We start from the raw sequence: 13,818 nt of genomic DNA on the forward strand, positions 1-13,818 counted from the left end.
GTTGTATGCCGATCCGCTGCATGTCGCACACGCGAATGTCGCCGTGCTTCCCTTTCTCGAAGGCGGCAACGCTGAGGGTCTATACAATTACAACGTCCGTTGGGATCATGCCGAGAACGCCGACATGGCGACCAATATGCCGGTGACGTATCAGTGTCCGTCCAATCCCGAAGCGGGAGCGACCGAACCCGATAGCGGATTTCAGACCTGCGACTACGCTCACATTCGTAGCGATACAGGATGGATCACCGATCCGGCGCCGAACCGTTCGATGTTCGAGCAGAACGAAATTCGCAAGTTTCGCGATGTCACCGATGGCCTTAGCCACACGATTCTGCAATACGAATCGGCAGGTCGTGCCGCGTTGTATGTCCAAGGCCGAACGGCCGTCTCGCCCTCGTGGTGGTCTCAAGAATACAAGGCATGGGCGGGGCACTTTAACTCGGGATGGCTCTATCCCTACCAAGTGGAATTGGACCCCAATACTGGCAATCCGAACGTAACTTGGTTCGTGGGCACGGACATCATCAACGTCAGCAATCTCTACGGCGCTCCCTACGCGTTTCATACCGGAGGGATGCAAATCAGTTTGGCAGACGGTTCCGTTCGATTCTTGACCGAAAACATCGACATGGACGTGCTCAGCGCATTGACGTCGATTGATGGTCATGAAGTCGTTGGCGAGTTTTAGGGGAACGTCATGAAATTGCTAAACAGTGTTGGTTTGATCTTGTTTGCATGCGTTTGCGTTGGATGCCGCGAAGGTTGGCAAGCCGCGACGTACCCTGCAAGGGGAATGGTGACCGTCAATGGAACTGCTGCTAACGGAGCCGTCGTCACGCTTTATCCGATCGGCGGCAAAGTGGATGTTCGCAACTCGCGGCCGTGGGCAATCGCGGACCAAGAGGGGCGTTTTGAATTGCAGACGTATGAAGCTGGCGATGGGGCGCCCATCGGTGAGTACAACGTGACTGTGACATGGCCGCTGGACGTCACCAAGATGGACTTGGCGATGATCGACCAATTGGATAGCCAGTTCGCTCGTCCGGAACAGTCACTGTGGAAGGTGGAGATCGAAGAAGGTGAGAACTCGCTTCCAACGATCGCAATCGACGGAGTGAAGCTTCAAACCAAAGTTCAAAACGCCAAGTCGCGTCGGATTCCGCGTGGTCCCGAGATGGAGCCGGGGCAATGAACACGATCGATACGACAAAGCTCGCCGATCGCAACCCTGCGGTTCGTTTTCGCTTGCGGAAACTTTGGCTGCTCGCCCATCGTTGGCTCGGACTGACGATTGGCCTGGTGTTCGTGTTGATCGGATTGACGGGCAGTTTATTGGTGTTCGATCACGCGATCGACGAGCAGCTGAACTCGGATTTATTGCTGACCAACCGCAGCGGGCAACCGCGTACGGTGGCCGAGATTATCGTCGCGGCGGAAGCCTTCTATGACGACGGTGATAAGCAGGCGCTCTCCGTCAGCCGGCCTCGCGTCGATGATGGCGTTTGGACGGTCTGGTTTGCCGGTGGGACGGATCAATCGCCCAAGTACATTGCGGTTCATGTTGATCCCTATTCCGCTTCGGTCACCGGACAACGGGTTTGGGGCGAGGATTTGATGTCATGGATCTATCGATTGCACTTTCAATTGGTCGCGGGCCGGATCGGCTCGATCATCGTCGGCATCATCGGCGTTTTGGTTTTGCTTTCGATCGGATCGGGAGTTTTGCTCTGGTGGCCGCTTTGGAAACATAGTTGGCGTGCCGCATTGGCGATCCGTCGTGGACGGCGTTTCAACTATGACATTCACAAGACGTTTGGGATCATCAGTGCCAGCTTTCTCGCTGTGATCACCTTCACCGGGGTTTACATGGAATTCCCCGCAGTGTTCAGGTCGATCGCGGGTGTTTTTAGCGAGGTGAGTAAAGAGCCCCGCGATCTGACCTCCGAACCACACGAGTCTCGCAAACCATTATCGCCCGACGAAGCGATCACGATTGCGAGATCCACATTTCCGAATGCCAAATTCGATCACCTGCATCCACCGGCGAGCGAGAATGGGACCTATGAAGTCGCGTTTCGTCAGCCTGATGAGGTTCAAACAAGCTATGGGCGTTCCCAAGTCTTCCTGGATCAATACAGCGGTCGTGTCTTGAGCGTCCGAAGCCCGGCAGACTTTTCGGCGGCCGACGCATTCTTCGCTTGGCAATTTCCGCTTCACAACGGAGAGGCGTTCGGTTTGATGGGACGCTGGGCGGTTTTGTTTTTTGGGCTGACTCCGGCGCTGCTGTATATCAGTGGCGCCATCGTATGGTGGCGGAAACGTCGGCCACGACGCTCCAAAAATCGACCGTCGTCTGGCCAATCGACCCTCGTCAAATCGGTGGCAGACACAGATGGTGCGAGATTGCCTCCAGCGAAGGAATTGGTGTCAGAAGCCACGCGTTAGCCCCAGGCCTGGATGTCTCGTTGGCTTGTTGCCGAACACGAGTTTGCTGTCACGGGCTTGCTGGTAATAGGCAATCCCAATCGCGGCCGCTGCCGCCGATAGATCGACTTCTAAAGGGGGACCGACAGGGCTGTGGCGAGTTCCGGTGCATTCGGTCCCCCCTCGAACCGTCTTCATCGTTCGGGACCGTGGATCTGCATGCGAACGCGATTGCACAGTCGCTGCATGTCCCCTTAAACGCTTCGAAGGTGGGACGCGAAGACCCAGCATCATTTGGCTGAATTACGAGTGTGAAAGCAACTAAGTGCACCCCGAGTTTTCTCAAAATAGGGGGAAAAAGCTGGATTTGTGCGCAGTTTAACGGCATGGCAATCAATTCGGCCAATCGCTCGTATCCCCCACCCCCTATGGTTAAAGAACTGCTATCGCAGGGCATCATTGCGGAACGAGTCGTTCTGCATCCATCGACATCCGACGATTAATCACCTTGTCTCCTCATTCACGTCGGTGCGGCTCTGTCCGCTGGTACTGCTCGCAGTACTAAGTTGAGTCTGATGCCATTTCTTTCAATTGTACTTTTCTTTGAGGGTAAAGAGCATGATGAGAACATCAAGCCGATCCAAAGGTTTCACGTTAGTGGAACTGCTAGTTGTAATCGCGATCATCGGGGTGCTTGTGGGGCTGCTATTGCCCGCCGTCCAGGCAGCTCGCGAAGCGGCTCGTCGGATGAGCTGTAGCAACAACTTCAAGCAAATTGGTCTCGCGATCCACAACTATCATGCGGCCTACAAACAGCTGCCGGTTCACGGCGGCGGTACGCAAGGCACCCATGGCGGTCGCCACGAGAGCGGGCCGCGAGGCAACAATCGGCTGGAGCGATCAGCCTTGGTTGCATTGACCCCGTTTTTTGAACAGCAAGCGTTATGGGAGCAAATCAGCAACCCATTTCAGACGACGGACAGTAGCGGAGGCGTTCGCACCTACAATGCGATGGGGCCTTGGCCCGGAATGCCTCTCTCGGCGCACTTGAATTGGGGTAACTACGACCCTTGGTTGACAAACATTCCGACGCTTCGTTGCCCGAGCGATCCGGGAGTGGGGCTTCCCGCGACTGGTCGTACGAACTACGCGATGTGTACGGGTGACTCTTGTGATACGGGGTTTGGCGGAGCACTCAATCGGATGACGGGAGCGACTCAAACGGGTGGAACGCCTAAGATGTACAATCGAGTCCGAGCTTCGCAGCGAGGGGCGTTCGTGGTCCAGCTCGATTCCAAATTCCGCGATGTGCTCGACGGATTGTCCAACACCATTTTTGCGGGCGAGATTGTGACGGATTTAGGGGATCGTGATAAGCGAACTCACTTGGCCGATAACCAAGTCTCGAACATCTTGAACATGGGCGGAAACCTGGCTTGTCGTCAAAGCATTGACCCAGAGCGTCCGCAGTTCTGGTCCCAATCCCCCGCACCGAACCGCTTGACTGGCAGCGGAGAAGAGCGTCGTGGAATGAAGTGGGCTTCGTTGCTGCCGATCTATACGCAAATGCTGACGATCCTGCCGCCCAATGCCGAACTTTGCGGCAATAATTTCTACTACTCGATCGTTGTCGCGCCACCGAGCAGTCGTCACCAAGGCGGCGTGCATGTTTTGATGGGTGATGGTGCAGTGAAGTATGTCACGGATTCGATCGAGGCCGGTGACTCGGGGCGTGGTCAAGTTGGAGTTCATGCTCAACACACGGACCCCGATTCGACGCCAGGAATCGCCAGTCCTTACGGGCTTTGGGGAGCTTTGGGAACTCGAGCTTCGAAGGAAACCATCGAGGACTTCTAGTCCGCCAAGTTCGAGATTCATCTCATTTCACCACCCTCATTCCATTGATCCTTTGGAAATACTGTATGAATAAAATTCGATTAACACTGCTGTCATTGCCCGCTTGCTTCGCGATGGTTGGCTGCGGCTCGGACGCTCCGACCGTGCCCACCGATCAAGATGAAATGCAGGCTTACATCGACGAGCACCCCGAGTTGAATATCTCGGACGAAGAGCTCAACGCCGAGCCTCCGCCTGAAGAAGAAGAGTAAAGCTTCACAGTCGAAAAAGAAAACCCCACGCAAACGCGTGGGGTTTTTTTGGGTAGTCGCCGCGGAAGCGGCGATTCGGTGCGGAGTGATGAACCAACGATCCGCGAACTTAGTATTCGTGGCCGGTGGCACCCGAGTCAACGGCGGCCGCACTGCTGAGGCTGCTCTTGACCGCTTGCCGTACTTTGCGAGTCGCGATCTCGTCTTTGAGTCGTGCGATTGCTTCGGCAATCGGCATCGATCCAAGATCGCCATCAATCCGGTCTCGCAGTGCCACCTGGCCTGCTTCGGCCTCTTTCGGTCCGACCACGGCCATGTAGTTGACCAAGTCGAGCTGCGCGTTGCGGATCTTCGCTTGCACCTTGCCATCGTTGTTGTCGATGGTCACCTTCAACCCGGCTTCGTCGAACTGTTTGGCGACCGCAACGGCATAGTCCAACGACTTGTCGCTCAGCGGCAACACGCGGACTTGTTCGGGCGACAACCACATTGGGAACGCACCGGCAAAATGTTCGATCAACATCCCGGTGAAACGCTCGAGCGATCCAAACGGAGCGCGGTGAATCATCACCGGTCGATGGGTCGCATTGTCGCTGCCGGTGTACTCGAGCTTGAACCGTTCGGGCAGGTTGTAATCGAGCTGAACGGTACCGAGTTGCCATGATCGGCCGATACAATCGCGGACCATAAAATCTGCCTTCGGTCCGTAAAATGCCGCCTCGCCCGGTTCTTCGTTGAAATCCAAACCCGAGTTCTCAAGCACGCCGCGGAGAGCGCCTTCGGCATGATCCCAGTTCTCTTCGCTGCCGACATACTTGTCGCTATTAGGATCTCGCAGCGACAATTGCACGCGATAATCGTCCAGCCCCACCGCGTTGAGAACAAACTTGGTTAGTTCGATGGTCGCTTTGAATTCTTGTTCGACTTGATCGCCAGTGCAGAAAATATGAGCGTCGTCTTGAGTCAAGCCACGAACGCGGAGCATGCCGTTCAGCTCGCCAGTTTGTTCGTGTCGATACACGGTTCCGAATTCGAACAATCGCAGCGGCAATTGACGGTAAGAACGTGGCATCGCCTTGAACATGTGGCAGTGATGCGGACAGTTCATCGGTTTGATCAAGTACCGCTCATGGACGGTTTGCCAACGATGCAGGACCTTTTGTTTGTCCTCGTTTGATGCCGACGACTTGTAATCGGGGAATTCCGCGCCAAGCACCTTGGCAGCTTCCATCAGTTTTTCTTCGCTGTCGCTGTCGAGAGTTCCATCGACCAACCGCTGATTCCAAGCGTCGATCAATCCACCCGCCTCGCTGCCGAACAGCGGCGAGAATTGGCTGTCGCGATAATACGGAAAGTGACCGCTGGTTTCGTAAAGTTCCACGCGTCCGATGTGCGGACTGTAAACCGGATCGTAACCACGGGTCAGCAGTTCCTTGCGAAGAAATTCTTCCAAGGTCACGCGGACGCGAGCCCCTTTGGGAAGCCACAGACAAAGACCTTGGCCGACTTCGGGGTTGATCGCAAACAAACCGTGCTGTTTGCCGAGCACGCGATGGTCGCGGCGTTTGGCTTCTTCGAGTTGCTCGAGGTAGGCGGCGAGTTCTTTCTTGTCAAAGAACGCAGTGCCGTAGAGCCGCTGTAGTTGTCGCCCCGATGCGTCGCCTTTCCAGTATGCCCCGGCGATGCTCATCAACTTGATCGCCTTGATCTTGCCGGCGTCCGGAATGTGCGGTCCGCGGCAGAGGTCAACGAATTCGCCTTGGCGATAGAAGCTGACGGTGGATTGATCGGACAATCCGGTATCGATGTGTTCGACTTTTAGATCTTGGTCCAAGTCGTCGCACAGCTTGCGAGCTTCATCACGATCGAGGATGAAGCGTTCAAACGGTTCTTTTTCCTTGATGATCTTTTTGATTTCCGCTTCGATCTTGGGAAAATCGTCTTCGCTGATTTTTTCGGGGATGTCGAAATCGTAGTAGAAGCCGCCCGAGGTGGTGGGGCCGAACGCAAGCGAGACGCCCTTGTACAGCCGCATCACGGCGCGGGCCATCACGTGGGCGGCCGAGTGACGCAGGACATCGAGCGCTTCGGCATCGCGGCTGGTCAATAAACGCAGGGCGATCGGTTGATCATCTTCGCTCAATTCGCCCAGCGGACGGTTGGCGTCGACCACTCGGCCGCTGATCTCGGCAGCGATCACGCCGCGGGCCAACCCGTCGCTGATCCCTTTGGCGATATCCATCGCAGTGGTGCTGGCGGGGTGCTCGTGAAGGGTGCCGTCGGGGAGCTGGATTTGTACGTTCGCGCTGGATGCGTTAGACATGAGTGCTCGGATAGTTTTCGTTAATGGGAACCGTCCATACGTTACGGAGGCATGGATCGATGCCAAAAGGATGATGATATCGCTACCTAACCGTCAATCCCGAATCGGATTGTCAGATCATCGGTCCCCTCTTTTCTCGACTCAAACCACGATTCTTCGCCAGCGAATTGGCCTCGAGGCAAGCAAAATTGAATGCAATTCCACCCCGTTTCGTGATCCTGCGGCACACCCCCGGCTCGGAGGGGACCCGCAGCCAAGAACCGTCGGAGCCGGTTCCCACACACTTCGATTGGATGTTTGAACGCGACGGAGTCCTGAAAACCTGGGCCACCGAGCCGCTCGAGTCGTTTGCAGAGGGGGTTTCTACGAAGGTAGAGAAGTTAGCCGATCACCGGGTTCACTATCTCGATTTCCAGGGGGATGTCGGAGGCGACCGCGGCGAGGTGCGTCAGGTGATCGCAGGGCATTTCCGCGTGATCGAAATCGACACCGAGCTGTTTGTCGCCGAAATCACGTGGCGAGACGCCCAAGGCCGAATGCAGTCCCGCGTGGTCGAGATCGCAGCGGGCTATCTGGAACTTAAAAGCGGATCGGCTTCGGCAGCCAGCCCTTGATTCGCTCGGCGACACCGGTCGGCGGGGCGACCTCGTCGGGAACGGTTTTGATCACCGGGGTGGGCCGAACTCGCGTGTCGTTAAGCAGGAATTGAGCCCAGCGGTTTTTCAGCAGGCGAGCCGATGGCGCCAAGTTGCCTCGCTGCAACCCTTGCACGGCTAGGAACGCTTGGCTTTGCAACTCAGCACGCTCTTTGTTCATTGGAAAAAAATCATGCAAATGAACATCGTCAATCCACAGCTTGCCCGGTGACAAACTATCGATTGTGATTCGCAGCGAATCCATCGTCATCGGGTCGATCTTGTCGGCTTCCACCAGCACTTTGCGAGGCTGCCATGTGCCGTTGCGAGGCACGTCGACCTCTTCGCTATGGCGGAACGAGGCTCCTGCTTGGGTTCCTTCGACCGAGACACGAACACGGTGCGGCGTCGTCACTTCGCTGGCTCCGCTTCGGCATGCCAACGATACCGCCAAGCGGCCAGTTTTCGGCGGCGTGATCGTTTCGCTGACCAACCATGTCTTAGTCGCCATCGCGTTGGCGGTGGTCAAACAGAGCGATCGCTGCCCTTCGATCGCTTCGTTTTCATCAATCTGTACCGCGCCCTCAGGGTATTGGGCGTGCATCCATCCGGTGATCCCGATGCCGCCGACGACCTCAAACCCAGGGTTGGAAAGCACTGCGTAAGGCTCGCTGTCCGCCAGCATTCCCAATCGTTCGACGACGACGGTCACATCGGATTTTATCTTTTCAATCGTTTGGTGATCGCCGTGAACGCGCGAGACCCAAGTCGAAAGCGCCTCGGACGATTGTGGCAATTCCGAGCGAATCACTTTCAACTGGCCTGCGTTCAGGGACACCGTGCACGTCAGCTCATCGACGCTGTGCCGAGGCATTACGGTGTTTTGACCCACCTCATTCCAGTGAATCGCCTTTTTCGAAATCACATCGACTTCGCACGGCCACGGAGCATGATTGGTAAGGCTGAGAACGAGGTGTTGGTTTTCAATTCCCCAACGCACTTGGACGGTTTGCGACGCTTGATCGGGTGACCCAAATTCTTTCATCGGTCGGCTCGGCGACGCATTGTACGCAAGCAGGACCGGCCGCAGATTTGGCGGCAAACTTCCACCCAAGCTTCGCTGGTCAATCACGACCACGCGAGGGTCGATGCGATCGATCAGTCGGCTGAGCTGCGGTGAAAGTGAGCGGTCGAGGATCGTGGCTTGCAGCGACGCTGTTGGTGAGGGCACCGCTTGTGACGCCACCGCTTGCGATGATGCCGCGGTGTCGTTCGCCGTGTTTGCTTGCGGAACGGGGGCAATCGGATGAGGGGTAATGTTTAATCCGACGCGGCCGGTGATCGGTTGCAGCAGCGATACCGAGTGGTTCGCGTTCTGTTGGTCCTCGATCTGTTGAGCCAGCGTGGTCCACCCTTCATGCTTGTGCGACGCCAATGGAACCAAGTTCGACTGGACGGGCGGCCAGGTCATATCGATCAAGAAAATGCCCGTTTCGGACGACAGATGGTTGGGTGACAGATCGGTCAGCAGGCAAAGTTTGCTGCCAAGTAGATGCGAAACCGAGGTGTAGAAATTTCGGTTGGATTGGATCGCCCATTTTTGTAGCGAGGCGTGTCTGTCTTGGTGGATCCAACTTTGAACTTCGCTGATCGTCGCACTTGGTTTGCCCACCGCGATTGCAAATTGTCGCAGCACCGCTTCGCTCGGCGGGGTTGCAGAATCATACGCGGCCGTGTGATGCGGTGCACTGCAAGGAATCGCCACGCCCGCAAAACAGGAGTGAGGATTCGTGTGTTGCATTAATTCTTGGATCCATGCGTACAACGCTTGCTGAACCACGGGATCAATCAACGTGTAATGCGAAAAGGGGGTGCCGCTCCGATTGTTCGCGGAGTGCATTTCCACATGTCGCATCGTCATCGTGGGCTCGATCCCCACGACCACTTGGAAATCGCTGCGGTCCATTAAACTTAGGATCAGATCGAGCTGCTGAGTTTGATGTGGGTGATCAGCAGCGACTCTTGAAGCGGGGGTTGGCGAAAACTGAACTGTGGGGAACAACGTCTTGCCACCCTCGTTCGCCGAGATGCAAATCGAGTTGACGCCTAGCACCGATGCGTATTCTTGTAATCGACCGGTGGCAACGAACAATTGGTGCAGCGAAATAGCAGCACTGCTGAAATCCGATTTCGCTAGCCGCAGGGCCTCATCGCCCGCCAATCGACGAGGCCAATCAAAATCTTGAACGTTCAACGTTGACATTCGCGAACGGCTCTGCGGAATCGCTTCGAGCGTCGGCGGATGTACCGCGAAATTCTGCGGACCTACCTTGATTTCAATCGACTCGATCGCAGCGTCTTGGTCGAGGTCCAGGTTCGTCAAACGGAGTTGATCGTTTCCACCGGGATAATACAGGAACGATTGGCTTCGCCACTGGTTTTGATCGTTGCGATAACGGTCGGACGCTCGCTTTTCGTCAATCAAAACATAATGCGTCGGCGGGAGGTTCCCGGCTGCATCGCTCGTCAGTTCCATTCGCACGTGAATGGAACGGTTGGCGGGATAGCGAACGGTGATGTGGTGCGGGTGCCCAGGACGAAGTTTGGCAAGACTCGATTCAAAGGTCTTGCCACCGGGGACAATTGTGATCTTTTGTCCCGCATCGATCGTATTGCTCCGCGCGCGATCCTGTTTGATCAAACTGCTGGGGATCAGCGGGTTGTTGCGAGTGTTAAAGAACGTCGGTACCGTCCACTGAGATCCCTCGGTGGGTTTGATCTTGGAAAGGGTGTGCCATGTTTCGAAATCGATGTCGCCGTGCCGTGACGTTGCTTCGGGTAGCACGGTGAAGACATGGTTCACGCGTGCAATCGGCGCGTGGTGTCGACGCCATCGCGACCACAATGGATTTTGGTTGTGCTCTAATTCAAAGCGAACTTCGTAGACACCTGCTTCGGTCGGGGTGACGTGTTGAAACAAGACCGGGGCGCTGTTGCCGTGGGCGTCGAGTGAAATCGGAGATGTTTTGGTGGCCACGACGTGATTGTCCGCGACTCGAATCATCGAGCTGTGTATCCGTAGGTCACCCTCGCTGGGAACTTGGGCCGCGTTGCCGCGAACGTAGAGTGACATTTCGGCTTGGGGTTGACAAATCACACCCGATGGAGAGACCCCTTCGGCGGGATCGATCCAAACGCGTAGCGAATCGTTCTTGGTTCGCTGCAGAGTCCAGCGGGAACCTTCCTCACCAATGCTTTCCGAATGCGAGTTCGACAGCAGTTGCGTGATCGGAATCCGCGTTACCGATGGCGAGAGGGGCTGGTCGACGGATGGCGATTCTGCGGAACCATTGGCTTCGGTTGCAGGGAGGAAGTTGCTGTTGGACGCCTTGATTGTGACGACAACTTCGGCGGTTGTCGCAGCATGGACGCGGAACGCCGCCGCACCGGATGTCATCGCGACGGTGGAGTGGAAATGCCACGCTTGGCCTTTATCCGAACGATGCATGAACCCACACGTCGACGGGTCGCTGCAGAGATTGCGGAGTTCCGAGATCGCGGCGGTGGCGTCGGTCGTGTCGGAGTCGACGACTTCGACTTCGACGTTCCAGCGATGAAGCGTTTCGGCGGTCCAGTCGAGTTGTAAATTGAGATCAAGCGGTTCGCTATCGCCGGCGGGCAGCGGGGGATTGGTGGTCGAGGCAGCCTCGGGCTGACGCAATTCGCCAATCGGCGGCTCGGACAGCAGCGTGCTAGCATCCTGCGCGATCGCTATCGACGCGGCACTGTTTGCAAAGAGGATGCCAATCAAAAACAGCGTGCCGCAGCAAAAAAGTGCGCAGCGGTGGAGGCTCGCCCCAAAAATAAGGGTGAAACGTGAAGATTGCCGGCAAAGACTTCCCTGTCTAGCCATCAACATGCCCCTAGCAGGCTACCTGTTTGTAATTGAGAAGATCCATGGAACGAAAAGTCCGATGGAGGACCCTAGCTGGAAACCACCTCTCAGGTAAAGGTGAGTTCTGAAAGGGTGTGTTGCTAGCATCCCAAACGGATGCTTCCCCCAAAACGGATGTTTTCACGAGCGACAGGAAGAAAGCGATCGCAAGTCTGGTATTCCGCCACGGCTCACCCCAATTTCGAAAACCTAACCATGCACTCCATCCATGATTCACTGCGGGATCGGGGCGGTCAGCCCGGTGATGTACGGTGTGTTCTGCAGCGGTTGGTCACGATCAAAAAATTCGTTCACATGCCACACTTCGCTCCCTTTGTGCGTCAAGGTTAATTCGCGATAGGTCAACCGCAGCGGCTGGTAGTACCACGCCACCTTGCCGTCGACCTCAATTGATTCGAGTCGGACGACTTGCTCGGGGTCCGTGCCTTGGTCCCAGACGAATGCAAACAGGGCGCCATCGTGCTGTTGGGTGGGGGTGGCGTATCGATACAGCGGTTTGGGAAGCAGACGCAGTTGATTTTTGACACCGTTGCTGACCATTTCGCTGCTGAATTGGCGAGCCATCGAGCGCATTTGCAGCAGCCGAGCTGCGGGGGTGCCCGCAACTTCGGGAGCATCAGGGACCGGATGCATCGTCAGATCGTCCACGCTGGGAGTCCAACGTTTGGTTGGAAAGCCATTGATCATGATCGGTTCAATCGGTTTGGGACTCAGCAAATGCAATTCAATGAATTCGACGGTCACCCCTTGGATTGGCAGCGAACCGATCGTGCCAAGCACCGCCAAACGTTGGTTTTTGTCGTGCCAGACGTAGACGCTGCCAAAGATGTCGCCATCGGAGGTAAAGCGGAACAAGGGCTGGGATTGCAATTTAAAGACGTCCTCACCACCTTGCGATTTTAAATCCAGGCCAGCTGCGGTACTCGCAAACGTTTCGTACAACCGATCCGCACGTTCGGTCGGTGTCTCGCTGTCGGTCGCCCCGTTCTCCTGTGCTGTGGAGATTGACGAAAACAGGATCAGACATGCACCGATGCAGACGGAAAAGAGGGGAGAGGACTTCATTGTGTTTCTCTTTAAATCGTTGGCTAGCCTGGGTTTGTTCCGCTGGATTCGCTTGAGTTCGTTGTTTCACGGGTGTCGTTCGTTTCGCTGGCCGCAGCTGCTTCGCTGGTGTCAGAGCCCTCGCTGGCGGTTAACGTTTCGCTTGACGTCACCTCCGCTGCTTCCGCTTTCTCCACCTTTTTATCCTGCGGTTTTTCCCAATCACGCCAAGCGTTCAGGTATGCGGTGTAGGCTTCGGAGGTATCGGCACGCTGTTGGATCCACTCTTTCGCCTTCTGCACTAACTGCATCTCATTGTCGAGCGTGGTTTTACCCATCAACACCATCGATCGCAAGAAAATGAAGTAAGTATCGAGCACGTCGCAGCGGCAATAATCGCTGATCTCGGTCAATTTTCCCTCGTCGTATTGCTGCTGGACTTGGTCGCCACGCAGATCCATCTTGCCCGGCTTTTTGACCAGCTGAGCGACAAGGTTCAGACCGCCGTTGCAGCGTGCGGCGCCGTAATTGGTTAACAATTCTTGTAAATCCAAGTGTGCTTCGGTGGTAAACCGGTTGCGTGGCGATCGATAGCCATCGTTCTTGAACCACTTGGCGGCCGAGATGCCATAACGAAAGGCTGCCAATTCCATGATCGGCAAATCAAACGAGCGACCATTGAATGTCACCCATTGAGGTTGGCCGTACATCTCCCAGCCGCGCCAAAAATGTTCGGTGATCACGTGAGGACGAAAGTGGGGTTCGTCGAGCGAAACGATATCAATCAAACTAAAGTCACGGGCCACTTTGGCAATCACGACCGAAATCGGAATCTGGTAAGTGTAAGGGATAAACGTGGTGCCATTTTGTTCAACAAGTTCGTCTTGATACGTTGCGATGGCCTTCTCGGGTGAAAGTCCTTGACCTCCGTAGCGGACGTCGGCAATCAACTCTCCGTCGGCGATACTCTCCACGTCGAAAATGAAATGGGCAACTTTTTCGGTCATGGGATTCTTCGCTAGAGTGTGGGTTCGCGAGGCCGTTCGCGAAGCAGGAGGTTGATTGGGTTGACGTTTCGTCGCCCCCGAGACGCGGTTAAAGGCGTTGCAGGGGGAATTCGATCGATTCTGGACGCTGCTCGGCTTAAACTGCCAGCCATTCTTTCTTAATATGACGTCACTTGCAGTAAAGATATCAAAACTTGGCCATATTCACACGATAAACCATGAACCAAAACCCCTCCGTCACCATCAATGCATCACGGTTGCTCGAACGATTTTTGCGTTACGTGCGAATCGATACCGCAGCGGACCCCACCAGTGACGA

The 13,818-nt window shown here is 55.7% G+C and carries 11 protein-coding genes; 6 read left to right on the plus strand and 5 right to left on the minus strand.

Features of this window, described 5'->3' with window-relative positions; genetic code table 11:
- The 3 genes from ABX962_RS15315 to ABX962_RS15325 form a co-directional block, all read left to right on the plus strand.
- Window positions 1-691 (plus strand): DUF1559 domain-containing protein (locus tag ABX962_RS15315; RefSeq protein WP_372720864.1); only part of this gene is annotated, 691 nt, incomplete at its 5' end.
- A 9-nt stretch (window positions 692-700) separates the two neighbouring features.
- Window positions 701-1,195: a hypothetical protein gene (locus tag ABX962_RS15320; RefSeq protein ID WP_372720866.1), complete on the plus strand. Its 495-nt coding sequence runs from the start codon at window positions 701-703 to the stop codon at window positions 1,193-1,195.
- On the plus strand, window positions 1,192-2,448 hold the full coding sequence (locus tag ABX962_RS15325; RefSeq protein ID WP_372720868.1) for a PepSY-associated TM helix domain-containing protein: 1,257 nt from the start codon (window positions 1,192-1,194) through the stop codon (window positions 2,446-2,448). The genes ABX962_RS15320 and ABX962_RS15325 overlap by 4 nt, the downstream gene beginning before the upstream one ends.
- Here ABX962_RS15325 and ABX962_RS15330 read toward each other — a convergent pair.
- Window positions 2,431-2,625: a hypothetical protein gene (locus ABX962_RS15330; protein ID WP_372720870.1), complete on the minus strand. Its 195-nt coding sequence runs from the start codon at window positions 2,623-2,625 to the stop codon at window positions 2,431-2,433. The genes ABX962_RS15325 and ABX962_RS15330 overlap by 18 nt on opposite strands.
- Window positions 2,626-3,048: 423 nt before the next feature.
- Between ABX962_RS15330 and ABX962_RS15335 the strand changes: the two genes are divergently transcribed.
- Both ABX962_RS15335 and ABX962_RS15340 read left to right on the plus strand, forming a co-directional pair.
- On the plus strand, window positions 3,049-4,284 hold the full coding sequence (locus ABX962_RS15335) for a DUF1559 domain-containing protein (RefSeq protein WP_372720884.1): 1,236 nt from the start codon (window positions 3,049-3,051) through the stop codon (window positions 4,282-4,284).
- Between the two features lie 65 nt (window positions 4,285-4,349).
- On the plus strand, window positions 4,350-4,535 hold the full coding sequence (locus tag ABX962_RS15340) for a hypothetical protein (RefSeq protein ID WP_372720872.1): 186 nt from the start codon (window positions 4,350-4,352) through the stop codon (window positions 4,533-4,535).
- Between the two features lie 109 nt (window positions 4,536-4,644).
- On the opposite strand, the gene thrS is transcribed toward ABX962_RS15340, so the two are convergent.
- Window positions 4,645-6,858, minus strand: a complete 2,214-nt coding sequence (gene thrS / locus ABX962_RS15345; protein ID WP_372720874.1) for a threonine--tRNA ligase — start codon at window positions 6,856-6,858, stop codon at window positions 4,645-4,647.
- A 188-nt stretch (window positions 6,859-7,046) separates the two neighbouring features.
- Here thrS and ABX962_RS15350 point away from each other — a divergent pair, with 188 nt between their 5' ends.
- On the plus strand, window positions 7,047-7,472 hold the full coding sequence (locus ABX962_RS15350; protein ID WP_372720876.1) for a hypothetical protein: 426 nt from the start codon (window positions 7,047-7,049) through the stop codon (window positions 7,470-7,472).
- On the opposite strand, the gene ABX962_RS15355 is transcribed toward ABX962_RS15350, so the two are convergent.
- The 3 genes from ABX962_RS15355 to ABX962_RS15365 all read right to left on the minus strand — a co-directional run bounded on the left by ABX962_RS15355 (window position 7,438) and on the right by ABX962_RS15365 (window position 13,499).
- A complete protein-coding gene (locus tag ABX962_RS15355) occupies window positions 7,438-11,304 on the minus strand; it encodes a hypothetical protein (RefSeq protein WP_372720878.1) in 3,867 nt (1,288 codons plus the stop codon). The two genes, ABX962_RS15350 and ABX962_RS15355, sit on opposite strands and share 35 nt — an antisense overlap.
- Window positions 11,305-11,661: 357 nt before the next feature.
- Complete coding sequence (locus tag ABX962_RS15360; protein ID WP_372720880.1) at window positions 11,662-12,513, minus strand: hypothetical protein; 852 nt, start codon at window positions 12,511-12,513, stop codon at window positions 11,662-11,664.
- A gap of 23 nt (window positions 12,514-12,536) precedes the next feature.
- Window positions 12,537-13,499: a 3'-5' exonuclease gene (locus tag ABX962_RS15365; protein ID WP_372720882.1), complete on the minus strand. Its 963-nt coding sequence runs from the start codon at window positions 13,497-13,499 to the stop codon at window positions 12,537-12,539.
- Window positions 13,500-13,818 lie beyond the last annotated feature (319 nt).

It is taken from the genome of Novipirellula sp., assembly GCF_041583735.1.
Lineage (GTDB): Bacteria > Planctomycetota > Planctomycetia > Pirellulales > Pirellulaceae > Novipirellula.

Bases quoted from the DNA above. Each gene is read 5' to 3' on its own strand.
- ABX962_RS15365 (WP_372720882.1), bottom strand. From the start codon at position 13,499: ATGACCGAAAAAGTTGCCCATTTCATTTTCGACGTGGAGAGTATCGCC.
- ABX962_RS15325 (WP_372720868.1), top strand. From the start codon at position 1,192: ATGAACACGATCGATACGACAAAGCTCGCCGATCGCAACCCTGCGGTT.
- ABX962_RS15330 (WP_372720870.1), bottom strand. From the start codon at position 2,625: ATGAAGACGGTTCGAGGGGGGACCGAATGCACCGGAACTCGCCACAGC.
- ABX962_RS15360 (WP_372720880.1), bottom strand. From the start codon at position 12,513: ATGAAGTCCTCTCCCCTCTTTTCCGTCTGCATCGGTGCATGTCTGATC.
- ABX962_RS15335 (WP_372720884.1), top strand. From the start codon at position 3,049: ATGAGAACATCAAGCCGATCCAAAGGTTTCACGTTAGTGGAACTGCTA.
- thrS (WP_372720874.1), bottom strand. From the start codon at position 6,858: ATGTCTAACGCATCCAGCGCGAACGTACAAATCCAGCTCCCCGACGGC.
- ABX962_RS15340 (WP_372720872.1), top strand. From the start codon at position 4,350: ATGAATAAAATTCGATTAACACTGCTGTCATTGCCCGCTTGCTTCGCG.
- ABX962_RS15320 (WP_372720866.1), top strand. From the start codon at position 701: ATGAAATTGCTAAACAGTGTTGGTTTGATCTTGTTTGCATGCGTTTGC.